The sequence below is a fragment of the Pseudomonas sp. R84 genome, from assembly GCF_009834515.1.
In the GTDB taxonomy this organism is placed as follows: domain Bacteria; phylum Pseudomonadota; class Gammaproteobacteria; order Pseudomonadales; family Pseudomonadaceae; genus Aquipseudomonas.
The window spans coordinates 6163920-6189647 of the sequence record NZ_CP019426.1; the positions used below are offsets into that span (position 1 = coordinate 6163920).

Here is a 25728-nt window from a genome sequence, read left to right on the forward strand (position 1 = left end):
ACTGTGTTTCATCCAGCTTGTTCACGCGCAACATTTTGTCGAGGCGCCACGGGCACCCCAAAGGTCGATTAATACGAAGGACTGGAACGGCATCGTCGGCGAAAACGCAGAGTTTAACTGACAAACTCAAAGCTTCTGCCGGGAACCCATACAACCTATCGACCGATCAGTGGCTTGATAGGCGTGGCCGCCAGTAAAACGGATCAGTATCCTAGCACCCTCTCGCCCGCCGACGCTAAGACCAAGCGGGCAGCCCAACAGGTTAAAAAACGAATGAATGCTCTAGCCCGCCGCGCTGCAGGCCTGCTGCTCAGCACAGTCTGCCTGCCCCTTTCGGCCCTGGCGGCCGACCCGCAACCGACTCACGAATTCACCCTCGACAACGGCCTCAAGGTCGTCGTGCGCGAAGACCATCGCGCGCCGGTGGTGGTCTCGCAGGTCTGGTACAAGGTCGGTTCCAGCTACGAAACCCCGGGCCAGACCGGTCTGTCTCACGCGCTTGAGCACATGATGTTCAAGGGCAGCGAGAAAGTCGGCCCCGGCGAAGCCTCGCTGATCCTGCGTGATCTGGGCGCTGAAGAGAACGCCTTCACCAGCGACGACTTCACCGCCTATTACCAGGTGCTGGCCCGCGACCGTCTGGGCGTAGCCTTCGAACTGGAAGCCGACCGCATGGCCAATCTGCGCCTGCCGGCCGACGAGTTCGCCAAGGAAATCGAAGTCATCAAGGAAGAGCGCCGCTTGCGCACCGATGACAAGCCGATGTCCAAGGCCTACGAGCGCTACAAGGCCATGGCCTACCCGGCCAGCGGTTACCACACGCCGACCATCGGCTGGATGGCCGACCTCGACCGCATGAAAGTCGAAGAGCTGCGCCACTGGTACCAATCCTGGTACGTGCCGAACAACGCCACGCTGGTCGTAGTCGGTGACGTTACTCCGGACGAAGTGAAAACCCTCGCCCAGCGCTATTTCGGCCCGATCACCAAGCGCGACGTGCCACCGGCGAAAAAACCACTGGAACTGGCCGAACCCGGCGAACGCCAGATCACCCTGCACGTGCAGACGCAGTTGCCTAGCCTGATGCTCGGCTTCAACGTGCCAAGCATCGCCACCGCTGAAGACAAGCGCTCGGTCAACGCCCTGCGACTGATCTCGGCGCTGCTCGACGGCGGCTACAGCGGTCGTATCCCGACGCAACTGGAGCGCGGTGAAGAGCTGGTTTCCGGCGGATCGTCGAGCTACGACGCCTACACCCGTGGCGACAGCCTGTTCACCCTGTCGGCAACCCCGAACACGCAGAAGAAAAAGACCATCGCGCAAGCCGAGGCCGGTTTGTGGACACTGCTCGAACAACTGAAAACCACCGCGCCGTCCGCTGAAGAACTGGAGCGCGTGCGAGCACAAGTGATCGCCGGTCTGGTCTTCGAACGTGATTCGATCACCAGCCAGGCCACCGCCATCGGCCAACTGGAAACCGTCGGCCTGTCGTGGAAACTGATGGACACTGAACTGGCCGATCTGGAAAGCGTGACCCCGCAAGACATCCAGAACGCCGCCAAGCTGTATTTCACCCGCGAACGTCTCAGCGTCGCCCACGTCCTGCCACTGGAGACGACTCATGAGTAAGCGCAAATCCCCACGCCTGCTGCTCGGCCTGATCGCCGTGGCGGTGATCGGCTCTGCCGCGTTCTACCTGTCGCCGGGCGCTGACAGCAATGCCAGCGAAGCCCTCGACAACGCCAAGTCCAGCCAGAAGCTGCAATCGCTCACCGAACTCGACGGCAAGGCCCCGGCCAGCCGCAAGCTCGACGTGCAAACCTGGAACACCGCCGAAGGCGCCAAGGTGCTGTTCGTCGAAGCCCATGAGCTGCCGATGTTCGACATGCGCCTGATCTTCGCCGCTGGCAGCAGCCAGGACGGCAGCGCATCGGGTCTGGCGGTACTGACCAACGCGATGCTCAACGAAGGCGTCGCCGGCAAAGACGTCGGCGCCATCGCGCAAGGCTTCGAAGGCCTGGGGGCGGATTTTGGCAACGGTGCTTTCAAGGACATGGCGCTGGCCTCGCTGCGCAGCCTGAGTGCTGCCGATAAGCGTGAGCCTGCTTTGAAGCTGTTCTCGGAAGTCATCGGCAAACCGACCTTCCCGGCCGACTCGTTCGCGCGCATCAAGAACCAGATGCTCGCCGGTTTCGAATACCAGAAACAGAACCCCGGCAAACTCGCCAGCCTCGAGCTGATGAAGCGTCTGTATGGCGATCACCCGTACGCGCATTCGAGTGATGGCAATCCACAGAGCGTGCCGAAAATTACCCTTGCGCAGTTGCGTGAGTTCCACGCCAAGGCTTACGCCGCTGGCAACGTGGTCATCGCGCTGGTCGGCGACCTGTCGCGTGCGGAGGCCGAGTCGATTGCCAATCAGGTTTCCAGCGCACTGCCTAAAGGCCCGGCACTGGCGAAGATCGCTCAGCCGCAGGAGCCGAAGGCCAGCACTGGCCATATCGAATTCCCGTCGAAGCAAACCAACCTGATGCTCGCGCAACTGGGCATCGACCGTGACGATCCGGATTACGCGGCGCTGTCGATGGGCAACCAGATCCTCGGTGGCGGCGGTTTCGGTACGCGCCTGATGAGCGAAGTGCGTGAGAAACGTGGCCTGACCTACGGCGTGTACTCCGCGTTTAGCCCGATGCAGGCGCGCGGCCCGTTCATGATCAACCTGCAAACCCGCGCGGAAATGAGCGAAGGCACCCTGAAACTGGTGCAGGACGTGCTCGCCGACTATCTGAAAACCGGGCCGACGCAGAAAGAGCTCGACGATGCCAAACGCGAACTGGCCGGCAGCTTCCCGCTGTCCACCGCGAGCAATGCCGATATCGTCGGCCAACTCGGCGCGATGGGCTTCTATAATCTGCCGCTGAGCTACCTGGACGATTTCATGCGTCAGTCGCAAAGCCTGACCGTGGAACAAGTCCGCGACGCCCTGAACAAACACCTGAGCACGGACAAAATGGTCATCGTCACCGCTGGCCCGACCGTGCCGCAAAAGCCGTTACCGGCCCCATCTGATAAACCTGCCGAGCAACCGCTCGGGGTTCCGGAGCATTAATGGCAACTCGTACCCCTAAAAAGCCTGCGCATAACGTCCACAACGGTGTGAATCAGTTGCGCATCATTGGCGGCCAATGGCGCAGCCGCAAGCTGAGTTTCCCCGACGCGCCGGGCCTGCGCCCGACGCCGGATCGCGTGCGTGAAACCCTGTTCAACTGGCTCGCACCGTACGTTGAAGGGGCCAAGGTGCTTGATCCGTTCGCCGGCAGCGGCGCGCTGTTTCTCGAAGCACTGTCCCGTGGCGCGGCCATGGGTCAGGCGCTGGATGCCAGCAACATTGCGGTGTCCAGCCTGAAAGAACACCTCGGCACCCTGCGCTGCACCAACGGTCAGGTACAAACGGCTGATGCCCTGCGTTATCTGGAAACCCAGACCGCCAGCGCGTTCGACCTGGTATTCCTCGACCCGCCGTTCAACCAGAACCTGCTGCCGACCGTTTGCGCCTTGCTCGAAGAGCGTCAGTGGCTGGCGCCCGACTCGTGGATCTACACTGAAAGCGAAACGGCGCCATCGACGCTGGGCCTGCCGGGCAACTGGCGCCTGCACCGCGAACAGAAATCCGGCCGGGTTTACTACGCGCTGTGGCAACGTACGGCAGAGATCGCCGGTTAACCGACCGGCCTGAATATGCGGCGCCCCTTCCAACAGGGTCGCCGCTCTGCATCGAGAACCATCGTGTCCGCCTCTTCAGAACGCTTCAACCCCGCCTTCGGCCTCGGCAATCCGCACCTGCAAACCCTGTGGGGGCCGCTGTGGCGCAAAACCGTGCATATCGAGCGTGAACGCGAACGCCTGTGGCTGGAGGATGGCGACTTCCTCGACCTCGACTGGCACGGCCCGCACACCGCCGATGCACCACTGGTGCTGGTGCTGCATGGGCTGACCGGCTCTTCCAATTCGCCTTATGTAGCGGGTATCCAAAAGGCCTTGGCCGCGCAAGGCTGGGCCAGTGTCGCGCTGAATTGGCGTGGATGTTCGGGCGAGCCGAATCTGCTGCCACGCAGCTATCACTCCGGCGCCAGCGAAGACCTCGGCGAAACCATCAAACACCTGCGGGCGAAACGACCGCTGGCACCGCTGTATGCCGTCGGCTACTCCTTGGGCGGCAACGTGCTGCTCAAACATCTTGGGGAAACCGGCAGCGCCAGCGGTGTACTCGGCGCGGTGGCGGTGTCGGTGCCGTTTCGCCTCGATCAATGCGCCGACCGCATCGGCCAAGGATTTTCCAAGGTCTATCAAGCGCACTTCATGCGCGAGATGGTCGCCTATATCAAGAACAAACAGCGGCAGTTTCAACACGACGGGCGCGAAGACGGACTCGCCGCGCTGGCAGCCCTTGGCTCGCTGGAAAACATGCGCACGTTTTGGGATTTCGATGGCCGAGTGACCGCACCGCTGCATGGATTCAATGATGCCGAGGATTACTATCGCCGCGCGTCGAGCCGCTATTTCCTCGGCGAGATCCGCACGCCGACCCTGATCATTCAGGCGGCGGACGATCCATTCGTGTTCCCGCACAGTTTGCCGCAGGCCAGCGAGCTGTCGGCCTCAACGGCATTTGAGTTGCAGCCACGCGGCGGTCACGTCGGTTTTGTCGACGGCTCAGTGCGCCAACCCGGCTACTACCTCGAACGCCGCATCCCGCAATGGCTGGCCAGCCTGCCCGCATGAGCGATCAGGGCGAGTCGATCCGCTTCTGGCAAACCGCGCCGCTGGCCGGGGTCGAGTTGTTGTCGGCGCGCTACATCGAGCAGCGTTTCGCCCCGCATGTGCACGACGGATTCGTGATCGGCATGATCATGGCCGGCGCCCAGCGTTATCGCTATCGCGGCGCCGAACATCTGGCCGGTAGCGGCACGCTGGTGTTGATCAATCCGGACGAACTGCACACCGGGCACAAGGGCACCGAGGATGGCTGGCTGTACCGGGCGTTTTATCCTGATACGGCGCAAATCGTTTCGCTGCTGGATGAGCTGGAGCTGTCCACCAGCAACCTGCCGGCGTTCAGCGCCACGCTGTATCGCGATGCGGATCTGGTCAACGGCTTTGCGCAGTTGCATCGTTTGCTCGAAAGCCCGGCCACCGCGCTGCAACAGCAAACGCTGTGGCGCGAGATGATGTTGCTGCTGTTGCAGCGCCATGCGGCAGTGCCGGTGCCCGGTCGAGCCGGCAAGGAACACCGCGCGGTGCTGCTGGGCAAGGAATTGTTGCACGCGCAATTGGCGGCGCCACCGTCACTGGAAGAGCTGGCGGCGGCGGTCAATCTGTCGCCGTTCCATTTCGCCCGGGTGTTCCGCCGCGCCACCGGCATGCCGCCGCACACCTGGCTGATGCAGCAACGCATCGCCCAGGCGCGGGCGCTGTTGCAGCACGGTTGCCTGCCAGTGGAGGTCGCCACGCAATTGGGTTTTGCCGACCAGAGCCATTTGAGTCGGCAATTCAAACAGGCTTATGGCGTCGGACCCGCCGCGTACCGCAGCGCCCGGATGGAAAGCTAAAAGATCGCAGCCTTCGGCAGCCCCTACAGGGAAATGCATTCCAATGTAGGAGCTGCCGAAGGCTGCGATCTTTTGATCTTATTCGCCGGTGGCGATGCCGCGAGCCGGTTCGTTGATCCACTCGCTCCACGATCCGGCATACAACGAACCCAACGGATAACCCGCCAGGCACAACGCAAACAGGTTGTGACACGCCGTCACGCCAGAACCGCAATAGGCAACCAGATCCGCTGGCGAGCGTTCACCGATCTTGGCGGCAAAACGCTGTTTGAGCTGTTCCGCTGACAGGAATCGCCCATCGCTGCCGAGGTTATCGGTGAACGCCGCGCATTGCGCACCCGGAATATGCCCGGCAATCGGATCGATCGGCTCGACCTCGCCTTTGAAACGCGGCAAGCCCCGGGCATCGATCAACGTCAGCGTCGGTTGGCCGAGGCGCTGTTGCAGTTGCTCGGCGCTGAGGAGCAGGCTCATATCCGGCTGACCACTGAAATTGCCACGGGTAACCGTCGGCGCATCCAGGCTCAGCGGCAGCCCCGCCGCATGCCACGCCTTGAGCCCGCCATCGAGAATGAACACGCCATCGCGCTTGCCCAGCCACGCCAGCAACCACCACGCCCGCGCCGCGTAGGCACCGGGACCGTCGTCGTACAAAACCACCTCGCTGTCGTTGTTGATGCCCCACGCCTGCAGCCGCTCGATCAACGCCGCCGGCTCGGGCAACGGATGACGGCCAGTCACGCCTTTGACCACAGTGCCGCTGAGGTCACGCTCAAGGTCGGCGAAGCTCGCCCCGTCAATGTGCCCTTCGGCATAGCTGCGCTGCCCGTAGTCCGGGTCTTCGAGGGCAAAACGACAATCGAGAATCACCAGCCGCGGCTGCGCCTTGCGGGCATCCAGTGCTTCGGGGCTGATCAGTTGCGCAATCGGCATAGCGGGCTCCTGGGGGATTTCAACAGAACGGTTTATTTCACGTCTTCGAGGGCCTGGGCCAGCGGCACGTAGAACTCCTCGAACAACGCATTGACCTCGTCACGCGCCTGCTCAGTGACAAACCCGGCTTCCAGCACCAGCACCTGGTACACGCCACGTTTAATGGCCTGCTCACTGAGGTGGTTGGAGTTTTCGCGGGTGGTGCACAGGAAACGCACCCACGACGTCAGGATGATCCAGGCATTGAGGGTCAGGGATTCGATCTGCACGCGATCCATATCGAGGATCCCGGCGGCGACAAAACCTTCGTAGATCGCCGCGCCTTGAATCACGCAGCGCTGGGAAAAGCGTCGATAGCGGGCAGCCAGCTCCGGATCGCTGTCGAGCAGATGCTCGAGATCGCGGTGCAGAAAGCGGTAGCGCCACATCGCCGAGAGCAATTCCTTGAGATAGAAACGCTTGTCCTCGACCGTCGCCGCACGCCCCTGCGGCGGGCGCAGAAAGCTGTCCACGAGGCTTTCGTACTCACTGAACAACACGGCGATGATCGCCTGCTTGTTGGGGAAGTGGTAGTACAGGTTGCCCGGAGAAATCTCCATATGGGCGGCAATGTGATTGGTGCTGATGCTGCGCTCGCCCTGCTGATTGAACAGCTCAAGGCTGTTCAGCACGATACGCTCGCTGGTTTTTATTCGTGGGGCCATGGCTTGAGCTTTAATTCAGAGTGCGTTGGGGGGCATCTTACGACCTAACCGGAAATGGATAAAACAATGCTGTGCAAGGAAGTCATTTGACTTTCTAGAGCATAGACTCTAAAAAGTTCGTCACTACAATAAATCCGGAGCAGACCATGACTGCCGACATTGCTTACCTGCAAACGCTGCAACAACCGCTGGCCGAGCTGGACCGGTTGTTCGAGGCGCAGCGGGCCGCGTATGCCGCCAATCCGATGCCGCCCGCCGCTCAGCGCCAGCAATGGCTCAAAGCGCTGAGTGATTTGCTCAGCCGTGAGCGGCAAGCATTGATCGCGGCGATCAGCTCCGACTTCAGCCATCGTAGCGCCGATGAAACCCTGCTCGCCGAACTGATGCCGAGCCTGCACGGCATTCATTACGCCAGCCGTCATCTCAAGGGCTGGATGAAAGCCTCGCGGCGCAAGGTCGGCATGGCATTCCAGCCGGCGTCGGCGAAAGTCGTGTATCAGCCCTTGGGTGTGGTCGGCGTCATCGTGCCGTGGAATTACCCGTTGTATCTGGCCGTCGGCCCGCTGGTCGGCGCCTTGGCGGCGGGCAATCGAGTGATGCTCAAACTCAGCGAATCGACCCCGGCCACCGGCTTGTTGCTCAAAGAATTGCTGGCGCGGATCTTCCCCGAAGATCTGGTCTGCGTGGTGCTCGGTGAAGCCGACATCGGCGTAGCGTTCTCCCGTCTGCGCTTTGATCACTTGCTGTTTACCGGCGCCACCAGCATCGGCAAACACGTGATGCGCGCCGCCGCCGAAAACCTCACCCCGGTGACACTGGAACTGGGCGGCAAGTCGCCAGCTATCGTCTCCCGCGATGTGCCGCTCAAGGATGCCGCCGAGCGCATCGCTTTCGGCAAAACCCTCAACGCCGGGCAGACCTGCGTCGCACCGGATTACGTGCTGGTCCCGGAAGACCGGGTCGGTGGCTTCGTCGAAGCCTATCGCCAGGCCGTGCAGGGTTTTTATCCGACGCTCACCGACAACCCGGACTACACGGCGATCATCAACGAACGTCAATTGGCGCGACTCAACGGCTACGTCAGCGATGCCACCAGCAAGGGCGCGCTGTTGATTCCGCTGTTCGAGCAGGGCCAGGGCCGACGCATGCCGCACAGTGTGCTTCTGAATGTCAGCGACGAGATGACGGTGATGCAGGACGAAATCTTCGGCCCGCTGCTGCCGATCGTGCCGTATCAGGATCTGGAGCAGGCATTTGCTTACATCAATCAGCGGCCACGTCCTCTGGCTCTTTACTACTTTGGCTACGACAAACGCGAACAGAACCGTGTGCTGCACGAAACCCATTCCGGCGGCGTGTGCCTGAACGACACGTTGCTGCATGTGGCGCAGGACGATATGCCGTTCGGCGGCATCGGCGCTTCGGGCATGGGTCACTACCACGGTCACGAAGGCTTTCTGACCTTCAGCAAAGCTAAGGGCGTGCTGATTAAACAACGCTTCAACGCAGCCCGACTGATCTACCCGCCCTACGGCAAATCGATTCAGAAGCTGATCCAGAAGTTGTTCATTCGCTAAACCTTCGTCATCGCCGGGTAATAAAAATAATGCACCCAAGCCTGACCGAAACACCTGCCCTGTCCCGCCGCGGCCTGCTGAAATTCAGCCTCGGCGCCACGGCGTTGCTTGCCACCGCCGGACTCGGCGCCAGCCTCAGTGGCTGTTCGTCGAGCGTCGCGGCCAACGGCTTTGTCTCGTTGCGTGACGGCGATCTGCTTTTTCTGCGCGCACTGATCCCGGTGATGCTCGACGGCGCGGTGGCAGCCGAGAGGATGCCGAGCGCGGTTGATGGCACGCTCAAGTCGCTGGACTACAGCCTCGACCACCTGTCGCCGGAAATGCTCAAGCTCACACGACAACTGTTCGATGTACTCGGCATGGCCGTGACGCGCGGACCACTCACCGGGATCTGGGGCAGTTGGGAGAACGCCAGTGCCGAGGCCATGCGGCATTTCCTTGATCGCTGGGAAAACAGTTCGCTGAACCTACTGCGCATGGGGCATAGCTCGTTGCAGCAGATGGTGATGATGGCCTGGTATACCCGCGCGGAGTCGTGGGCGCATTGCGGTTATCCAGGGCCGCCTAGCGTCTGAAACCGTGTCGCTCCCTTCGCGAGCAGGCTCGCTCCCACAGGGGGCGGCCGCCACATCGCCGCATCCAAAAATAATAAAGAGAACCTGATCGATGCCCGTACCCGACCCGTTCCGCGAAGGCCTCGCCCGAGGCTGGAAAACCTACAACGGCGCACAACTGAGCGACGACCTGACCCTGGAAGCCGACGTGGCGATCATCGGCAGCGGCGCCGGTGGCGGCACCACCGCCGAAATTCTCAGCGCTGCCGGCTACAAAGTCCTGCTGATCGAAGAAGGCCCACTGAAAACCAGTTCCGATTTCAAAATGCTTGAAGACCAGGCCTACAGCAGCCTCTATCAGGAAGGCATCGGCCGCATGAGCAAGGACGGCGCGATCACCATCCTCCAGGGGCGCGCGGTCGGCGGCACGACGCTGATCAACTGGACATCGAGTTTTCGCACTCCAGAGCCGACCCTCGAACATTGGGCCAAAGAACACAACGTCAAAGGCCACAGCCCCGCCGAAATGGCGCCGTGGTTCGAGAAAATGGAACAGCGCCTCGGCGTCGCGCCGTGGATGGTGCCCCCTAACGCCAACAACGATGTGATCCGTAAAGGCTGCGAACAACTCGGTTACAGCTGGCATGTGATTCCGCGCAACGTGCGTGGCTGCTGGAACCTCGGATACTGCGGCATGGGCTGCCCGACCAACGCCAAGCAATCGATGATGGTGACGACTATTCCGGCAACGCTGGAAAAGGGCGGCGCGCTACTTTATCTGGCCCGCGCGGAGAGGCTGCTGATCAGCGGCGACAAAGCCACTGGCCTGCAATGCGTGGCGATGGATGAACGTTGCGTCGCGCCGACCGGACGCAAAATCACGGTCAAGGCGCGGCATTATGTGCTGGCTGGCGGCGGCATCAACAGTCCAGCGCTGTTGCTGCGATCGGACGCCCCGGATCCGCATGAAAACCTGGGAAAACGCACCTTCCTGCATCCGGTGAACATGTCCGCCGCACGCTTCGATGAGGTCATCAACCCGTTCTACGGGGCGCCGCAGTCGATCTATTCCGACCATTTCCAGTGGAAGGACGGCACCACCGGGCCGATGGCCTTCAAACTTGAAGTGCCGCCGCTGCACCCGGCGCTGGCGGCCACGCTGCTCGGTGGCTTTGGTGAGGAAAGTGCGCAACACATGGCTGACCTGCCACACACCCACGCCATGCTGGCCTTGCTGCGCGACGGTTTTCACCCGGACAGCACGGGCGGTGCAGTCGAGTTGCGGAGCGATGGTTCGCCGGTGCTCGACTATCAGGTTTCGCCCTACGCCTGGGAAGGCCTGCGCCGGTCCTTTCTTGTCATGGCCGAAATCCAGTTCGCCGGCGGCGCCAAATCGGTGATGCCGATGCACGCCGACGCCCGTTACGTGAAGACCCTGGCCGAGGCACGCACGCTGATCGATGGTTTGAGCCTCGAGTTGCATCGCACGCGTCTGGGCAGCGCGCATGTCATGGGCGGCTGCGCGATGGGTGAAGACCCGAAAAGCGCGGTCACCGACAGTCTCGGCCGGCATCATCAACTGGCTAATCTGTCGATTCACGACGGCTCGCTGTTCCCCACCAGCATCGGTGCCAACCCGCAATTGTCGGTGTATGGCCTGACCGCGCAACTGGCGACATCCCTCGCCGATCGTCTGAGAAACCCGTGAAAAACCGATTGTTGCCATCGTCTATAGTGCTTTCTTACCCAACAGGCGACTTGGCCGACCGGGACGGCTGCGATACCATCCGACTCCCCAACGGACTCCCGCCAGGACGACGCGATGAACCGAGTGTTGTACCCAGGTACCTTCGACCCTATTACCAAGGGCCATGGCGATCTGGTCGAACGCGCCTCGCGCCTGTTCGATCACGTGATTATTGCGGTCGCTGCCAGCCCGAAGAAAAACCCGCTGTTCCCGCTGGAACAACGGGTCGAACTGGCTCGCGAGGTCACCAAACACCTGCCGAACGTGGAAGTGGTCGGCTTCTCGACGCTGCTGGCGCATTTCGCCAAAGAGCAGAATGCCAACGTGTTCCTGCGTGGTTTGCGCGCGGTGTCGGACTTCGAATACGAATTCCAGCTGGCCAATATGAACCGCCAGTTGGCCCCGGATGTGGAGAGTCTGTTTCTCACCCCGTCCGAGCGTTATTCGTTCATTTCCTCGACGCTGGTACGGGAAATTGCCGCGTTGGGTGGCGATATCAGCAAGTTCGTCCACCCCGCTGTGGCCGATGCGCTGACCCTGCGCTTCAAAAAGTAGGAGCTGCCGCAGGCTCGGGCTGCGATCCTGGCTGTTGATTACAGCCCTTGATCGCAGCTGCGTGCACTGCGCTCGCCAATGCGGCACAATTGCGCGCATTGATTTATAGCGCCCGGGCCTGCCGCCCCGGCTGGAGTTAGCATGTCCCTGATCATCACCGACGATTGCATCAACTGCGACGTCTGCGAACCCGAGTGCCCGAACGCCGCCATCTCCCAAGGCGAAGAGATCTACGTGATCGACCCGAACCTGTGCACCCAGTGCGTCGGCCACTACGACGAACCACAGTGCCAGCAGGTTTGCCCGGTGGATTGCATTCCGCTGGACGAGGCTCATCCGGAGACTGAAGAACAGTTGATGGAGAAGTACCGGAAGATTACCGGCAAGGCCTGATCCGCCGGATTTGTAGCGCTTTCTCGGGCCTCTTCGCGAGCAGGCTCGCTCCCACATTGGAATGCATTTCAAATTGTGGGAGCGAGCCTGCTCGCGAAAGGGCAATCAGCAGCTCCGCAAATCACTGGATCAGCTCACTCGCGCTGCTCAAACCCCTCCCCGATGCACCCCAGGCACCGCACAAAAGCGGCTTTCGCCGGATCGACCACCAACGCCTGCCCGGCATCGCCAATCCCGCCGCCCAGCGCGGTAAACGGCAATGACACGACAAACGCCCCCGCACCAATCACCGTCGCCACCACCAATAAAGGTCGGGCAATCAGCAAATCGCCGAGCATGGCGTACGCCGGGGGATTCTGGATGGTGTAGCGCGGGTCACCGCTGCCGTTTTCCGTGGCCTGAACAGCCAGACTGGAACACAGCAGCAGCGTAACAAAGAGGACTTGCAAGGATTTCATGGCACGATCCTTCGGGCTGAACAGTGAGACAACTCACTATAGACCGTAGGACTTTTTCAGCTTTTTACCTCAGCTCTGGCAGCGCGGGCAGAACACACTGGCACGCTGGCCTAGCTTCACTTCACGCAAGCCAGTGCCACAGACCTTGCAGTGTTCACCGCCACGGCCATAGACAAACAGCTCCTGCTGGAAATACCCCGGCTGACCGTCACCGCCAATGAAATCACGCAACGTTGTCCCGCCACGCTCGATGGCAGCGGCCAGAATGCGTTTGATCTCGATCGCCAGCTTCAGATAGCGCCCCCGGGAAATCCCACCGGCCTCGCGGCGCGGGTCGATCCCGGCAGCAAACAGCGCTTCGGTCGCATAGATATTGCCGACGCCCACGACCACCGCGTTGTCCATGATGAACGGTTTGACCGCCATCGAACGTCCCCGCGACAGCTGAAACAAACGCTCGCCATCGAACAGATCAGTCAGAGGCTCCGGGCCGAGGCGAATCAGCAGTTCATGATTGAGTGGATCATTGCTCCACAACATCGCGCCGAACCGTCGCGGGTCGGTGTAACGCAGCGCCAGACCTGACTCCAGCTCGATGTCGACGTGTTCGTGCTTGAGCGCCGGCAAACCGGCTTCGACCAGACGCAAATTGCCCGACATGCCCAAATGACTGATCAACGTGCCGACCTCGGCGTTGATCAGCAAATACTTGGCGCGGCGCTCGACCAGCACGATGCGCTGCCCCGACAGGCGCACATCGAGGTCTTCCGGGATCGGCCAGCGCAACCTCCGGTCGCGAACAATCACCCGACTGACACGTTGGCCTTCCAGATGCGGAGCAATCCCGCGACGAGTGGTTTCGACTTCCGGCAGTTCAGGCATAGCGTCCTCGAATCAATGCGCGCCGAGGTCGCGGATCGTTTGTTTGAGGGTTTCGAAGTCGTAATCCGACAGCCCTACATAGTCGAGTACCAACGGCCCGACGGCGTTCCATTCGAAATCTTCGGTCTGGTTGCCCAGTACCCGGTAAGACGCACAGATATGCTCGGCCATTTTCAGGATCGCCAAAAGATTTTTCAGTTGGCTGTTCTTTGACGACTCATCGCTGAATATCGCCAACGCGTTGTGGTGGTTGGCGATGGCGGCGCTGACATGCTCCGGCAGGCGCCAAGACTTGGCGGTGTAGTAGCCGACCACGGCGTGGTTGGTGTTGAACTCGCTGTTCTCGGTGTCGACCACCCGACATTCGGCGCTGGCATTGGCGTAAGCCTTTTCCAGCACCGTCATGTAAGTGGGGAACCGTTGCAGCATCAACGGCACGCCGCAATCGTGGAACAGACCCAAGGCGTATGCCTCGTCACCGGCTTGAGTACCGATACGTTTGGCCAGCGTCAGGCACGTCATCGCCACGTCCTGAGCGGTGTCCCAAAAACGGTTGAGGGTGACGATGGTGTCGTCGTTCATCTCGCCCTTGATCGACTGCGCGTTGATCAGGTTGATGATCGAGCGGCTACCCAACAGGTTCACCGCGCGCTGAATCGAGGTGATCTTGTTGCTCAGACCGTAATACGGCGAGTTGACGATTTTCAGCAGCGAGCCGGACAAACCCGGATCCTGAGCGATCAGTTTGGCGATCACCTCCAGGTCGGGGTCGGGCATGTACTGCTCCATTTGCAGATCCACCATGATCTGCGGTTGCGCCGGCACACTGATGCCTTGCAGCGATTGTTGAATCTGTTCGGTGGTCAGCTCTTGGGACATAAGTACACACTCTGGGACAGGCGGCGATTCTAACCTCTAAAAACCGCGAGACGACACACCAGTGGGCAATTGTCAGGAACTTTCATTCAGGCCACGGCTTCGGAATCTGTAATGCCCAACGGATCACTCCGACCCCTTGCGGCGGCAAACTCCCACAGACTCAGGAGCTTATCGATGGCCACTTCCCTCAACGGCAAACGTGTCGCCTTTTTGGTAACAGACGGTTTCGAGCAGGTCGAACTGACCGGTCCCAAGCAAGCATTGGAACAAGCCGGCGCTCAGGTCGATATCCTTTCCACCGAGGAAGGCAAGGTCAAAGGCTGGAACCACGACAAACCGGCGGATGATTTCAAGGTCGATCAGACCTTCCAGAGCGCCAGCAGTGAGCAGTACGACGCGATCGTCTTGCCGGGCGGCGTGCAGAACTCCGACACCATCCGCATCGATCAGGACGCCCAGCACTTGGTCAAGACCGGCGCCTCTGCCGGCAAACCGATTGCGGTGATCTGCCATGGCGGCTGGTTGCTCATCTCGGCAGGGCTGGTCAACGGTAAAACCATGACCAGTTACAAGACGCTCAAGGACGACCTGGTCAATGCCGGGGCCAATTGGGTCGATAAAGAAGTGGTCAAGGACGGTCACCTGATCAGCAGCCGTCAGCCGGATGATATTCCGGCGTTCAGCAAGGAGTTGATCAACGCACTGTCGGCGTAGCATTGGGGACCGCATTCGCGAGCAGGCTCGCTCCCACTTTGGTCTTGTGTCGGTCACAAGCCCTTTGTGGGAGCGAGCTTGCTCGCGAAGGGACCATAGCGTTCATCGCTCATCAAACCCGACACAAGTCGCAACACGCTATACTCCCGCTCTTTTTTCCGGAGCGACGTCATGTCCCTGCCTAGCTTGCGCCTCAAAGCCAACGCCGACCGTCGCCTGCGCGCCGGTCACCTGTGGGTCTACAGCAACGAAATCGATGTAGCCGCCACCCCGTTGCACGGCTTCAATGCCGGCGATCAGGCCATCCTCGAAGCCGCCGGTGGCAAGCCATTGGGCATCGTGGCGATGAGCCCGAACAACCTGATCTGCGCCCGCCTGCTGTCGCGCGACACCAAAGTTGCGCTGGACAAATCGTTGCTGGTGCACCGCCTGAACGTGGCCCTGTCGCTGCGCGAGCGCCTGTTCGACAAACCGTTCTATCGCCTGGTTTACGGTGATTCCGACCTGTTGCCAGGTCTGGTGGTCGACCGTTTCGGCGACATCGTAGTCGTACAGATCGCCTCGGCGACCATGGAAGCGCATAAAGATGACGTGATCGCCGCGCTGACCCAAGTGCTCAAGCCAAGCGGCATCCTGTTCAAGAACGACTCCGCCGCGCGCGACGCCGAAGGCCTCAACCGCTACGTCGAAACCGTGTTCGGCCTGGTGCCGGAATGGGTGGCACTGGAAGAGAACGGCGTGAAGTTCGAAGCCCCGGTCATTCAGGGTCAGAAAACCGGCTGGTTCTACGACCACCGCATGAACCGCGCCCGCCTGGCCCCTTACGCCAAAGGCAAACGCGTTCTCGACCTCTATAGCTACATCGGTGGCTGGGGTGTGCAGGCTGCTGCGTTCGGCGCCAGCGAAGTGTTCTGCGTCGATGCTTCGGCTTTCGCTCTCGACGGTGTTGAGCGCAACGCTGCGCTGAACGGTTTCGCCGACAAGATGACCTGCATCGAAGGCGACGTCTTCGAAGCCTTGAAGGAGCTGAAAGCCAGCGAAGAACGCTTCGACGTGATCGTTGCCGATCCGCCGGCGTTCATCAAACGCAAGAAAGACATGAAAAACGGCGAAGGCGCCTACCGTCGCCTGAACGAGCAAGCCATGCGCCTGCTCAACAAGGACGGCATTCTGGTCAGCGCATCGTGCTCGATGCACCTGCCGGAAGATGACCTGCAGAACATCCTGCTGACCAGTGCCCGTCATCTGGACCGCAATATCCAGTTGCTCGAGCGTGGCGGTCAGGGTCCGGATCACCCGGTGCACCCAGCCATCGCTGAAACGCGCTACATCAAGAGCATCACCTGCCGCTTGCTACCCAACAGCTGATCCATGCGGATAACGGGGGAGCCAGCAGGCTCCCCTTTTTTTTGCGCGCATCCCTTTCTCCTCGCTACCCCCAGTACTTCCTACAATTATTTTCTCGCTGACGTGCAGGATATTTCCTTACGTCTTTTAATTATTGAATATTACCCTACAAGTTTATTTTCGGCTAAAGACTGCTCCGACAAAATTACTGGAAATTTCCTACTTAATATCCTCTTGCCAATAATCCATTACAAACTATTATGAAGTTATCACCACGAGGTGACTTCAACTATCAATGAACAAGGAGTTCACATCATGAAACGTATTTCTCTGGAAAGTAAAAAAATCGCAAATCTGGCTTTTCTGGTTGCCCCTAAAGCCCGCTAAGTAAGTCAGGACGCTGGGGAGTGCCGGCAACCCGGCGTCCTTTTGACTTTTTCCAGAGTGAACTGACAGACATGTACATCAACCCTTACTTATTTATATTGCCGCGCTCACCCGGGCAAATCGTGTGGAACTATAAAAACCATACACAGCATGAACTCGATCTGAATTATGCCAATCGACTTGCACAGCTAATCTACAACCCGGAACTTTTCGACACCCACAACTTAATAGACACACAACTATTAAGCGCGGGCATTCTAACCATTTCAAAGATAGACAGTCCGCAATGGGGTTGGGATGAACTGTCGAAGATTTATCACATCGGCACGCAAAACATTCCCTGCGAACATACCCCACAGAATATTCACGAGTGGTCCAGACAATATCTGGCGCACTGCAACGAAGTACTGGCCACCCCACAGCCCGCTACAGACCGCCCGACGCCCGCACCGGAGCAGCGTATCGCGCTGCCAGCGCCGTGCGCTTTGAATGACGATCGCCTGGGAAATGTTCTGCTCCAGCGCAAAACCTGCCGTTCCTATACAGGTGCCGCGATAACGCTGAATGACGTTGGCACCCTGCTCTACCTTGCCCTCGGTTATCTCCACGAACGTGACAACGATCGCGACGACAGCATCGCCCAAGGGCTCAGCGCACGCCGGAGCAGTCCTTCCGCTGGTGGCCTGAACGCTTGCGAGGGCTTTCTTCTGGTGCAGAACGTCGATGGCCTGGAGCCTGGCATCTATGCCTATCATCCGACCGACCACACCCTGAGCCGGGTTAATCCATTGCCTGAGCCCGAGTTAGGCCAATTGCTCGGCGGTCAGCATTTCATCAACAACCTGCCGTTGGGTTTGTTTATCACCGCCCGTTTCGACCGGCTCTGGTGGAAGTACGAACACTCGCGGGCCTATCGCATGGCATTCGTTGAAGCGGGCCACTTGTCGCAGACCTTTCAACTGGTCGCCACGGCATTGGGCCTCAACACCTGGCTGACCGGTGCGTTTGCCGACCAGCAGGTTGAAGCACTCCTCAAGCTCGAGGCCAGTGCTGAACAACCGCTGTTCTTCGTTGGTTGCGGACAAAGCGACGGGCAAGTGATGTGTCACGAAATGCGCGAGCTGTTGCGTGAGGGGCAAGCATGACCCTGTCGATTGCCGACCCGGATCAAGCGCCGGTGTCCTGGGCGCTCAAATTTACCTTGGGAGACTGGGACAGCCGTGCCTCGGTGCGCAGCAGTACCCATGACTACCAATTGCCCGACGATGTGCCGCTGCAGCTGCAAACCCGCCATTGGTTTCCACCGGCGTTTCTGCCTTATCTGGCACACCCGGCTATCCAGACGGCGGGGCGTGATGTGTTGCACCGACTGTCAGCCAACCACTTGGTGCACTTTCTCGATTACACCACCCTGCTCGAACACCGCATCGTCAACCGTGCCGTGGAAGTCATCGTGCACCGCGAACTGCCCATTTACGTGCCTCTGGCGATGAAACATGCGGCCCTGCAGCTCTACACCGACGAAGGTTATCACGCGCTGTTCTCCAACCATCTCGCAGAACAGATCGCCGCGTTTTACGGGTTCACCGGACGTCCGGTGATTGCGAAGCGCATCACCCGCATGAACGCTCTGATTACCCGCACTCCGGAAAAGAACCGCCCACTGGCATGGTTTCTGCTGGGTTTCGTCTCGGAAACCATCATTGCCCGGGAGCTGCTGGACATCTGCCGCGACAGTCTGGTGTCCAGCGTCAACGACATGCTGCGTGACCATCTGGCCGACGAAGCCCGCCACAGTCGCTACTTCGCCGAAGCGTTCCATTACTTCTGGCTGTCGATGAACAGCCGCCAACGCACGTTTGCGAGCAGAACACTGCTGGAAATCATCGGGATTTTTTTCGAGGCGGATGAACGCTGGCTGCAACAGAGTCTGCGAGGAGCCGGCATCGCCGACAGTGACGTGATGGAAATCGTCGGCGGCATGGCCACGGTGCAGGCCAATCGCGCGCGTGCACGATCAGGTTCCATCGCCACGCTGGATGCACTACGCAAGGCTGGTTTTTTCGCACTTCCCCATAACCAGAAGCTCTTTGCCAAGGCAGGACTGATCGATGGATAAAGGAAAATCCGAAGCAACCACCCGGCAACGCCGCGCCGCTGTCAGCCTGTTGCTGGCCATGGTGCTGTTGGGCGTATTTCCGCTGGATGTTTTGCTTCCTTCATTTCCAGCTCTCGCGGCGCATTTTCTCAGATCACCGGCAGACATCGCGCTGTCCATCAGTCTGTTTGCTGTGGGGATCGCATTTGCTCAGGTTCTGATCGGCCCCCTCTCGGACGTGATCGGACGCAAGGGCTTGTTACTCGCCGGCATGAGCGTATCGATACTGGGTGCGCTCGGTTGCGTGATGACCTCCGATTACCCGCTATTTCTCATATTCCGGGTGATGCAGGCCCTGGGATGTGGATGTTTCGTACTGTCCCAGGCGCTTGTGCAGGATCTGTTCGAAGGTGAGGAACGCGACCGTTTGCGTATCCTGATGGTCACGGCCACCGGGATCTTTATCTCGGTGTCGCCGTTGGCCGGCACCTTTCTTCAGGCCTCACTCGGTTGGCGCGGCAGCTTCTGGGTGTTTACCGCGCTGTCCGCAACGGTGCTGATCAAGGCCTGGCTGTTTTTACCGAACAGCCGACCGGCCTACAGCGGCACACGGCTCGGTTTCATTCAGTCCTACCGCCGCGTGCTGGGGGATTTCGAGTTTGTCGGCTACTGGCTGATTTCAGCGTTCGCTTTCGCCTGCCACTTCTCGTTCATCGTGATTTCGCCGCTGATTTTCATGGATCAATTGGAGCTGGCGCCCTATGACTTTTCACTGATCCTGCTGGTTTACGGCGCTGCCTATGTAGTCGGTGGCATCCTTGCCGCCGTACTCAATCGACGCATCACGCCGGTTCAGCAAATCCTCACCGGGCTGAGCCTGATACTGCTGTCGGGGCTGGCGATGCTGTACCTGGCGGCCAATCATGCGCTGGCGCCGGCCACTGTGTTGATCCCGATGCTGATCTGCACGGCGGGCACCACCATTGCCCGCCCCGCCGCCACCTCTCGGGCCATGGGCCTGTTTCCTGAGAGCGCCGGGACGTCGGCCTCGGCGGGCAGTACGATCATCTTTATTTGTGGCGGGCTTATCAGCGCATTGATCAGCCTCAGCCCAGCCAATCTGCAATCGACGCTGGGCTACAGCTTTGTGTTGCTGAGCGCGACAGCGCTGGTGCTGAACAACAGGCTCAGCCGCCGCGCAAGAAACGTTGAAGCCAATGTCGTTGCACAGACCGGCGGTGATTAAACCCGCCGGTCGTCATCCCACACACGCCGTCTGCACTGGAACAATGCTTTGCGCCATTCCCTCCAGACGCCAGCGGTGTAGAATCGACTGATTCATCGCCATTCATCCCCCGGCGGGTTTATGAGCTCAGGCTGAGACCAGCGGCGATCCCGCAACGTCATCGGCAACTTCACGGACACACGGTCATTTCTGAGTGTTCCAGACGTCAATAGAAGCTCACTCCCCTTTTGCACCTGTTAGTAAGTGATTAGCCGCCCGGAGTGTTCCATGCCAGATTACCGTTCGAAAACATCCACCCACGGCCGCAACATGGCCGGTGCCCGCGCATTGTGGCGCGCCACGGGGATGAAAGATGACGACTTCAAAAAGCCGATCATCGCCATTGCCAACTCGTTCACCCAGTTCGTACCGGGCCACGTGCACCTGAAGGATCTGGGCCAACTGGTCGCCCGTGAAATCGAACGCGCCGGTGGCGTAGCGAAAGAATTCAACACCATTGCCGTGGATGACGGCATCGCCATGGGCCACGACGGCATGCTGTATTCGCTGCCGAGCCGCGAGATCATCGCTGACTCCGTCGAGTACATGGTCAACGCCCACTGCGCCGACGCCATCGTCTGCATCTCCAACTGCGACAAGATCACCCCGGGCATGCTGATGGCTGCCTTGCGCCTGAACATACCGGTGATCTTCGTTTCCGGCGGCCCGATGGAAGCCGGCAAGACCAAACTCGCCTCCCACGGCCTCGACCTCGTCGATGCCATGGTGATCGCCGCCGACGAAAGCGCTTCTGACGAGAAAGTCGCTGAGTACGAGCGTAGCGCATGCCCGACTTGCGGCTCGTGCTCCGGCATGTTCACCGCCAACTCGATGAACTGCCTGACCGAAGCACTGGGTCTGGCACTGCCGGGCAACGGTTCGACCCTCGCCACCCACAGCGATCGCGAACAACTGTTCCTGCAGGCCGGCCGTACCATCGTTGAGCTGTGCAAACGCTACTACGGCGAAAACGACGAATCGGTATTGCCGCGCAACATTGCCAACTTCAAGGCGTTCGAGAACGCGATGATGCTCGACATCGCCATGGGCGGTTCGACCAACACCATCCTGCACTTGCTCGCTGCTGCCCAAGAGGCGGAAATCGAGTTCGACCTGCGCGACATCGACCGTCTTTCGCGCACCGTTCCACAGCTGTGCAAGGTTGCGCCGAACATCCAGAAGTACCACATGGAAGACGTGCACCGCGCCGGCGGTATCTTCAGCATCCTCGGTTCACTGGCCCGTGGCGGTCTGCTGCACACCGACCTGCCGACCGTGCACAGCCGCAGCATGGAAGAAGCCATCGCCAAGTGGGACATCACCCAGACCACCGATGAAGCGGTGCATCACTTCTTCAAGGCCGGCCCTGCCGGTATCCCGACGCAGACGGCGTTCAGCCAGTCGACCCGCTGGGAAACTTTGGATGACGACCGTGAAAACGGCTGCATCCGCAGCTTCGAGCACGCCTATTCGCAAGAAGGTGGCCTGGCCGTACTGTACGGCAACATCGCCCTCGATGGCTGCGTGGTGAAAACCGCCGGCGTTGACGAGTCGATTCACGTTTTCGAAGGCAACGCGAAGATCTTCGAAAGCCAGGACAGCGCCGTACGCGGCATCCTCGCTGACGAAGTGAAGGCGGGCGACATCGTCATCATTCGCTACGAAGGCCCGAAAGGCGGCCCGGGCATGCAGGAAATGCTCTACCCGACGTCGTACCTGAAATCCAAAGGTCTTGGCAAAGCCTGCGCGCTGCTCACCGACGGGCGTTTCTCTGGTGGTACATCCGGTCTGTCGATCGGTCACGCTTCACCAGAAGCAGCAGCCGGCGGCGCGATCGGCCTGGTGCAGGACGGCGACAAAGTGCTGATCGACATTCCGAACCGCTCGATCAACCTGTTGGTCAGCGACGAAGAACTGGCCGCACGCCGCGCCGAGCAGGACAAGAAAGGCTGGAAACCGGTCGAGATTCGTCCACGCAAAGTAACCACCGCCCTCAAGGCTTACGCCTTGCTGGCGACCAGCGCCGACAAAGGTGCTGTGCGTAACAAAGCGATGCTCGACGGGCTGTAAGCGTCAAATCGCCGAAACAAAAATGCCCCGCCAAGTGCGGGGCATTTTTTTGTCTGACCGAAATCCCAACGTCACTGCAGATCAAACTGTGGGAGAGAGCCTGCTCGCGAATGCGGTATGTCAGAAACACAGATGGCGACTGACACTACGCTTTCGCGAGCAGGCTCGCTCCCACATTGGATCGGTGTGGCTTACTGAATTTCCTCAGGCTTGACGATCACCCAGTTCTTGTCCGCCGTCACCGGCAACCCTTCCTTGGCCTGCGCCGCTGCATGCTTGGCCATCATGCCGTTGAGCTGGGTCATGTATTTGTCTTTGCGGTTGATCCACAAGTGAATGCCGCCCTTGGCCACGTCGACATCGTGGAACAGCATGTAGCCGTCGCTGGTCGGGGTATCGCCACCCACCAATACCGGTTTTTTCCATTCATCGATGTAGGTGAGGATCGCCGCATGCTTGCCGGCCATCCACGTCGCCGGGGTCCACAGATACGGGGTCAGTTCGAGGCCGAGGTTGGCCTTCTCGTCATATTTGCCGGCGGTAATCTGCTTGCGTGCCGTGGTCAGTTCGTTGGTCTCGCGGTTCTTCAGCAGGGTGGTCACGCCGATGACGTTCTGCGGTTTGACGTTGTAGCCGTACTTCGGATCCGCCGCGACCATACGCACCAGTTCTTCCGAGGCGGCGGTCATCACGTAGACCTCGATGCCGTTCTCCATCAGCTTGTTGTATAGCTCTTGCTGGCCGGTGAAGATCTTCGGCGGATTGACGTCGAGTTTCTTGACCACATCGCCTTCGTAGTAAGTCGCCGGCACCGGCTTGCCCGAAGCCATCAGCTCATCGATGTAGCCTTTGAGTTCCTTGAGGGTGAAACCGGAGAACACCTGCGCCACCCACGGGTAGCAGACCATGTCGTCGACTTCGCAGAGCCGGTAGTAGTAACTGAACAGGCTTTCCTTGTGGTCGGCGGTGTCCTTGAACGGCATCAGTTTCAGAGAGGGATCGAGTTTGTCGCGGGTGATCAGGCCCTTGTTTTCCATGAACGGTAACAACGACTCTTCGAGGTCGTAGCGGTAACTGGTGTTGTCCATGTCGAACACCGCGTAGTTACCCTTGTTGGCGTTGGCGGCGATCATCGCGTCCAGCGCCTTGGCCTGATCGGCCGGCCAGTGTTTCAGGTCGGTGGCGAACGCCTGAGTGGCCAGGCCCATGCCCACCGTCAGTGCGACAGCCAGAAATTTCGGTGCGAACTTCATAAGCCTCTTCTCCCTGATTCAAAGAGATCGACGCTAACAAATAAGTGTGACAGTCCTCGTCTGTCAGCGACCGCCCGCGTCCCTATTGCGCCAGATGCATTGCCGAGAGCGACACAGGCTTATTCCAAAAACGACGGACCACCTGCGATTTCGGTATTAATTCATTGCAAATCAAGCTGTTAGGCTTACCGGTTCGCAGCAGCCCCGGAAGGCTGTTGGCAAGTCTTTCTGGAGTTCTCATGAATCTACCGTTGATTCTCAACCTGCTGGTGTTCCTCGCCCTGCTCTTCGGTCTGGCACAGACCCGCCGCACCACGTGGAGCCTGGCGAAAAAAGTCCTGCTCGCACTGGTGCTCGGCGTGGCGTTCGGCGTAGCGCTGCACACCGTTTACGGTGCCGGCAACCCGGTGCTGAAAGCCTCGATCGGTTGGTTCGATCTGGTCGGCAACGGTTACGTGCAGTTGCTGCAAATGATCGTCATCCCGCTGGTGTTCGCCTCGATCCTCAGCGCCGTAGCACGCCTGCACAACGCTTCGTCGTTGGGCAAGATCAGCTTCCTGACCATCGGCACCCTGCTGTTCACCACCGCGATTGCGGCGCTGATCGGCATCGGCCTGACCAATCTGTTCGGCCTCACCGCCGAAGGTCTGGTCGCCGGCACCCAGGAAATGGCCCGTCTGCAAACCATTCAGACCGACTACGCCGGCAAGGTCGCCGACCTGAATGTGCCGCAACTGCTACTGTCGTTCATCCCGCAAAACCCGTTTGCCGATCTGGCGCGGGCCAAGCCAACCTCGATCATCAGCGTGGTGATTTTCGCCGCGTTCCTCGGGGTCGCAGCGCTGCAACTGCTCAAGGATGACGTCGAGAAAGGTCAGAAAGTGATCAACGCCATCGACACCCTGCAAGCCTGGGTGATGCGCCTGGTGCGTCTGGTGATGAGACTGACCCCATACGGCGTGCTGGCGCTGATGACCAAAGTGGTCGCCGGTTCCAACCTGCAAGACATCATCAAACTAGGCAGTTTTGTGGTGGTGTCGTACCTCGGTCTGGGCCTGATGTTCGTCGTTCACGGTTTGCTGGTATCGGCGGCGGGTATCAACCCGTTGCGCTTCTTCCGCAAGATCTGGCCCGTGCTGACGTTCGCGTTCACCAGCCGCTCCAGCGCCGCGAGCATTCCGCTGAGCATTGAAGCGCAGACCCGGCGTCTGGGGATTCCGCAGTCAGTGGCGAGTTTTGCTGCGTCGTTCGGTGCGACGATTGGCCAGAACGGTTGCGCGGGCCTGTACCCGGCGATGTTGGCGGTGATGGTTGCGCCAACCGTGGGTATCAACCCGCTGGATCCGCTGTGGATCGCGACGCTGGTGGCGATTGTGACGTTGAGTTCGGCGGGTGTGGCCGGGGTCGGTGGCGGCGCGACGTTCGCGGCACTGATCGTGCTGCCGGCGATGGGCTTGCCGGTGTCACTGGTGGCGTTGCTGATTTCGGTTGAGCCGCTGATCGACATGGGTCGCACGGCGTTGAACGTGAGTGGTTCGATTACGGCTGGCGCAATTACCAGTCAGGTGATGCAGCAGACGGATAAAGCGTTGCTGGATGCTGATGAGCATGCGGAGTTGGCGCAGGCTTAAGCTCTTTTTTGCCTGATCCGGCCTCTTCGCAAGCAGGCTCGCTCCCACATAGGAATGCGTTTCCCCTGTGGGAGCGAGCTTGCTCCGGGCGGCGTTCCGACGAAGCTCTTAGGCTTTCTCCCAAACCTCAAAGCTGTACGCGGGTTTGTCGCCCTCAGCTGGATTCGGCACATTCGACACCAGCTTCCACTGGTTCAGATCAAACTCCGGAAACCACGCATCCCCTTCCGGGCTCAGCGCCACGCGAGTCAGATACAGTCGATCCGCCTGCGCCAGCCCTTGCGCGTACAACTGCGCGCCGCCAATCAGCATCAGCTCATCAACGCCCTGTTCCTTTGCCCATTCCTCGGCGCGAACCACCGCGGCTTCCAGCGACGGATAAACCTCGGCACCTTCGAGCACCAGATCGGCCTGACGGCTGACCACGATGTTCAAACGCCCGGGCAACGGCCGACCAAGCGAATCCCAGGTCTTGCGGCCCATGATGATCGGCTTACCCAAGGTCGTGGCCTTGAAGTATTTGAAGTCCCCCGGCAGGTGCCAGGGCATGCTGTTGTCGACGCCGATCACGCGGTTTTCACCGAGGGCTGCGATCAGGCTGAGAGGGAGTGATTTAGTCATGCCGGCGAGGATACCAGAGCCACGCTTACCC

24 protein-coding genes are annotated in these 25728 nt (G+C 60.0%); 17 read left to right on the top strand and 7 right to left on the bottom strand.

Annotated features, from left to right (window positions below):
* The first annotated feature begins 273 nt into the window (after window positions 1-273).
* The 5 genes from PspR84_RS27380 (at window position 274) to PspR84_RS27400 (ending at window position 5609) form a co-directional block, all read left to right on the top strand.
* Window positions 274-1629 carry a pitrilysin family protein gene (locus PspR84_RS27380; protein ID WP_160059768.1) on the top strand — a complete coding sequence of 452 codons (1356 nt, stop codon included), beginning with the start codon at window positions 274-276 and terminating at the stop codon, window positions 1627-1629.
* Window positions 1622-3109, top strand: coding sequence for a pitrilysin family protein (locus PspR84_RS27385; protein ID WP_160059769.1), 1488 nt, complete (start codon window positions 1622-1624; stop codon window positions 3107-3109). Before PspR84_RS27380 ends, PspR84_RS27385 begins: the two co-directional genes overlap by 8 nt.
* Window positions 3109-3723 (top strand): 16S rRNA (guanine(966)-N(2))-methyltransferase RsmD, encoded by a 615-nt coding sequence (rsmD, locus tag PspR84_RS27390; protein WP_160059770.1) that lies wholly within the window; start codon window positions 3109-3111, stop codon window positions 3721-3723. The genes PspR84_RS27385 and rsmD overlap by 1 nt, the downstream gene beginning before the upstream one ends.
* Before the next feature lie 63 nt (window positions 3724-3786).
* Window positions 3787-4782 (top strand): hydrolase, encoded by a 996-nt coding sequence (locus tag PspR84_RS27395; protein ID WP_160059771.1) that lies wholly within the window; start codon window positions 3787-3789, stop codon window positions 4780-4782.
* On the top strand, window positions 4779-5609 hold the full coding sequence (locus PspR84_RS27400) for an AraC family transcriptional regulator (RefSeq protein WP_160060145.1): 831 nt from the start codon (window positions 4779-4781) through the stop codon (window positions 5607-5609). Before PspR84_RS27395 ends, PspR84_RS27400 begins: the two co-directional genes overlap by 4 nt.
* Before the next feature lie 78 nt (window positions 5610-5687).
* Here the strand turns inward: PspR84_RS27400 and PspR84_RS27405 are convergent, their stop codons facing one another.
* Both PspR84_RS27405 and PspR84_RS27410 read right to left on the bottom strand, forming a co-directional pair.
* The gene (locus PspR84_RS27405) at window positions 5688-6542 is read right to left on the bottom strand and encodes a sulfurtransferase (RefSeq protein WP_160059772.1); all 855 of its coding nucleotides are present in this window, start codon (window positions 6540-6542) and stop codon (window positions 5688-5690) included.
* A gap of 32 nt (window positions 6543-6574) precedes the next feature.
* The gene (locus PspR84_RS27410; protein ID WP_007913599.1) at window positions 6575-7246 is read right to left on the bottom strand and encodes a TetR/AcrR family transcriptional regulator; all 672 of its coding nucleotides are present in this window, start codon (window positions 7244-7246) and stop codon (window positions 6575-6577) included.
* A gap of 146 nt (window positions 7247-7392) precedes the next feature.
* Between PspR84_RS27410 and PspR84_RS27415 the strand changes: the two genes are divergently transcribed.
* The 5 genes from PspR84_RS27415 (at window position 7393) to PspR84_RS27435 (ending at window position 12072) form a co-directional block, all read left to right on the top strand.
* A complete protein-coding gene (locus PspR84_RS27415; protein ID WP_160059773.1) occupies window positions 7393-8823 on the top strand; it encodes a coniferyl aldehyde dehydrogenase in 1431 nt (476 codons plus the stop codon).
* A gap of 29 nt (window positions 8824-8852) precedes the next feature.
* Complete coding sequence (locus tag PspR84_RS27420) at window positions 8853-9398, top strand: twin-arginine translocation pathway signal protein (RefSeq protein WP_160059774.1); 546 nt, start codon at window positions 8853-8855, stop codon at window positions 9396-9398.
* 91 nt (window positions 9399-9489) lie between these two features.
* On the top strand, window positions 9490-11085 hold the full coding sequence (locus PspR84_RS27425) for a GMC family oxidoreductase (RefSeq protein WP_160059775.1): 1596 nt from the start codon (window positions 9490-9492) through the stop codon (window positions 11083-11085).
* A 114-nt stretch (window positions 11086-11199) separates the two neighbouring features.
* Window positions 11200-11679: a pantetheine-phosphate adenylyltransferase gene (gene coaD, locus PspR84_RS27430; RefSeq protein WP_003229157.1), complete on the top strand. Its 480-nt coding sequence runs from the start codon at window positions 11200-11202 to the stop codon at window positions 11677-11679.
* Between the two features lie 141 nt (window positions 11680-11820).
* Window positions 11821-12072, top strand: coding sequence for a YfhL family 4Fe-4S dicluster ferredoxin (locus PspR84_RS27435; RefSeq protein ID WP_003195146.1), 252 nt, complete (start codon window positions 11821-11823; stop codon window positions 12070-12072).
* A 134-nt stretch (window positions 12073-12206) separates the two neighbouring features.
* Here the strand turns inward: PspR84_RS27435 and PspR84_RS27440 are convergent, their stop codons facing one another.
* From PspR84_RS27440 to PspR84_RS27450, 3 genes are all read right to left on the bottom strand, one after another.
* Window positions 12207-12530 (bottom strand): multidrug transporter, encoded by a 324-nt coding sequence (locus PspR84_RS27440; protein WP_160059776.1) that lies wholly within the window; start codon window positions 12528-12530, stop codon window positions 12207-12209.
* A gap of 69 nt (window positions 12531-12599) precedes the next feature.
* Window positions 12600-13412, bottom strand: a complete 813-nt coding sequence (gene mutM / locus PspR84_RS27445) for a bifunctional DNA-formamidopyrimidine glycosylase/DNA-(apurinic or apyrimidinic site) lyase (RefSeq protein WP_102901348.1) — start codon at window positions 13410-13412, stop codon at window positions 12600-12602.
* Between the two features lie 12 nt (window positions 13413-13424).
* Window positions 13425-14237: an HDOD domain-containing protein gene (locus tag PspR84_RS27450; protein ID WP_174244536.1), complete on the bottom strand. Its 813-nt coding sequence runs from the start codon at window positions 14235-14237 to the stop codon at window positions 13425-13427.
* 228 nt (window positions 14238-14465) lie between these two features.
* On the opposite strand from PspR84_RS27450, the gene PspR84_RS27455 reads away from it, so the two are divergent.
* From PspR84_RS27455 to ilvD, 6 genes are all read left to right on the top strand, one after another.
* Window positions 14466-15005: a type 1 glutamine amidotransferase domain-containing protein gene (locus tag PspR84_RS27455; protein ID WP_160059778.1), complete on the top strand. Its 540-nt coding sequence runs from the start codon at window positions 14466-14468 to the stop codon at window positions 15003-15005.
* 171 nt (window positions 15006-15176) lie between these two features.
* On the top strand, window positions 15177-16373 hold the full coding sequence (locus PspR84_RS27460) for a class I SAM-dependent rRNA methyltransferase (protein ID WP_160059779.1): 1197 nt from the start codon (window positions 15177-15179) through the stop codon (window positions 16371-16373).
* Window positions 16374-16810: 437 nt separating this feature from the next.
* Window positions 16811-17884 carry a SagB family peptide dehydrogenase gene (locus PspR84_RS27465; RefSeq protein ID WP_160059780.1) on the top strand — a complete coding sequence of 358 codons (1074 nt, stop codon included), beginning with the start codon at window positions 16811-16813 and terminating at the stop codon, window positions 17882-17884.
* Window positions 17881-18858, top strand: coding sequence for a diiron oxygenase (locus PspR84_RS27470; protein WP_160059781.1), 978 nt, complete (start codon window positions 17881-17883; stop codon window positions 18856-18858). The genes PspR84_RS27465 and PspR84_RS27470 overlap by 4 nt, the downstream gene beginning before the upstream one ends.
* Window positions 18851-20083, top strand: a complete 1233-nt coding sequence (locus PspR84_RS27475; protein ID WP_160059782.1) for an MFS transporter — start codon at window positions 18851-18853, stop codon at window positions 20081-20083. The genes PspR84_RS27470 and PspR84_RS27475 overlap by 8 nt, the downstream gene beginning before the upstream one ends.
* A 267-nt stretch (window positions 20084-20350) precedes the next feature.
* Window positions 20351-22192: a dihydroxy-acid dehydratase gene (ilvD, locus tag PspR84_RS27480; RefSeq protein ID WP_160059783.1), complete on the top strand. Its 1842-nt coding sequence runs from the start codon at window positions 20351-20353 to the stop codon at window positions 22190-22192.
* Window positions 22193-22383: 191 nt separating this feature from the next.
* Here the strand turns inward: ilvD and PspR84_RS27485 are convergent, their stop codons facing one another.
* On the bottom strand, window positions 22384-23445 hold the full coding sequence (locus PspR84_RS27485; protein WP_160059784.1) for a haloacid dehalogenase-like hydrolase: 1062 nt from the start codon (window positions 23443-23445) through the stop codon (window positions 22384-22386).
* Window positions 23446-23684: 239 nt separating this feature from the next.
* Here PspR84_RS27485 and PspR84_RS27490 point away from each other — a divergent pair, with 239 nt between their 5' ends.
* Window positions 23685-25076, top strand: a complete 1392-nt coding sequence (locus tag PspR84_RS27490) for an L-cystine transporter (RefSeq protein WP_160059785.1) — start codon at window positions 23685-23687, stop codon at window positions 25074-25076.
* Window positions 25077-25184: 108 nt separating this feature from the next.
* On the opposite strand, the gene PspR84_RS27495 is transcribed toward PspR84_RS27490, so the two are convergent.
* Window positions 25185-25697: a dihydrofolate reductase gene (locus PspR84_RS27495; RefSeq protein WP_160059786.1), complete on the bottom strand. Its 513-nt coding sequence runs from the start codon at window positions 25695-25697 to the stop codon at window positions 25185-25187.
* Between the last annotated feature and the right edge of the window lie 31 nt (window positions 25698-25728).

Bases quoted from the DNA above. Each gene is read 5' to 3' on its own strand.
- PspR84_RS27410 (WP_007913599.1), bottom strand. From the start codon at position 7,246: ATGGCCCCACGAATAAAAACCAGCGAGCGTATCGTGCTGAACAGCCTT.
- PspR84_RS27405 (WP_160059772.1), bottom strand. From the start codon at position 6,542: ATGCCGATTGCGCAACTGATCAGCCCCGAAGCACTGGATGCCCGCAAG.
- PspR84_RS27425 (WP_160059775.1), top strand. From the start codon at position 9,490: ATGCCCGTACCCGACCCGTTCCGCGAAGGCCTCGCCCGAGGCTGGAAA.
- PspR84_RS27455 (WP_160059778.1), top strand. From the start codon at position 14,466: ATGGCCACTTCCCTCAACGGCAAACGTGTCGCCTTTTTGGTAACAGAC.
- PspR84_RS27485 (WP_160059784.1), bottom strand. From the start codon at position 23,445: ATGAAGTTCGCACCGAAATTTCTGGCTGTCGCACTGACGGTGGGCATG.
- PspR84_RS27465 (WP_160059780.1), top strand. From the start codon at position 16,811: ATGTACATCAACCCTTACTTATTTATATTGCCGCGCTCACCCGGGCAA.
- PspR84_RS27380 (WP_160059768.1), top strand. From the start codon at position 274: ATGAATGCTCTAGCCCGCCGCGCTGCAGGCCTGCTGCTCAGCACAGTC.
- PspR84_RS27385 (WP_160059769.1), top strand. From the start codon at position 1,622: ATGAGTAAGCGCAAATCCCCACGCCTGCTGCTCGGCCTGATCGCCGTG.
- PspR84_RS27495 (WP_160059786.1), bottom strand. From the start codon at position 25,697: ATGACTAAATCACTCCCTCTCAGCCTGATCGCAGCCCTCGGTGAAAAC.
- mutM (WP_102901348.1), bottom strand. From the start codon at position 13,412: ATGCCTGAACTGCCGGAAGTCGAAACCACTCGTCGCGGGATTGCTCCG.
- ilvD (WP_160059783.1), top strand. From the start codon at position 20,351: ATGCCAGATTACCGTTCGAAAACATCCACCCACGGCCGCAACATGGCC.
- coaD (WP_003229157.1), top strand. From the start codon at position 11,200: ATGAACCGAGTGTTGTACCCAGGTACCTTCGACCCTATTACCAAGGGC.
- PspR84_RS27440 (WP_160059776.1), bottom strand. From the start codon at position 12,530: ATGAAATCCTTGCAAGTCCTCTTTGTTACGCTGCTGCTGTGTTCCAGT.
- PspR84_RS27400 (WP_160060145.1), top strand. From the start codon at position 4,779: ATGAGCGATCAGGGCGAGTCGATCCGCTTCTGGCAAACCGCGCCGCTG.
- PspR84_RS27470 (WP_160059781.1), top strand. From the start codon at position 17,881: ATGACCCTGTCGATTGCCGACCCGGATCAAGCGCCGGTGTCCTGGGCG.
- PspR84_RS27475 (WP_160059782.1), top strand. From the start codon at position 18,851: ATGGATAAAGGAAAATCCGAAGCAACCACCCGGCAACGCCGCGCCGCT.
- PspR84_RS27420 (WP_160059774.1), top strand. From the start codon at position 8,853: ATGCACCCAAGCCTGACCGAAACACCTGCCCTGTCCCGCCGCGGCCTG.
- PspR84_RS27435 (WP_003195146.1), top strand. From the start codon at position 11,821: ATGTCCCTGATCATCACCGACGATTGCATCAACTGCGACGTCTGCGAA.
- rsmD (WP_160059770.1), top strand. From the start codon at position 3,109: ATGGCAACTCGTACCCCTAAAAAGCCTGCGCATAACGTCCACAACGGT.
- PspR84_RS27460 (WP_160059779.1), top strand. From the start codon at position 15,177: ATGTCCCTGCCTAGCTTGCGCCTCAAAGCCAACGCCGACCGTCGCCTG.
- PspR84_RS27490 (WP_160059785.1), top strand. From the start codon at position 23,685: ATGAATCTACCGTTGATTCTCAACCTGCTGGTGTTCCTCGCCCTGCTC.
- PspR84_RS27415 (WP_160059773.1), top strand. From the start codon at position 7,393: ATGACTGCCGACATTGCTTACCTGCAAACGCTGCAACAACCGCTGGCC.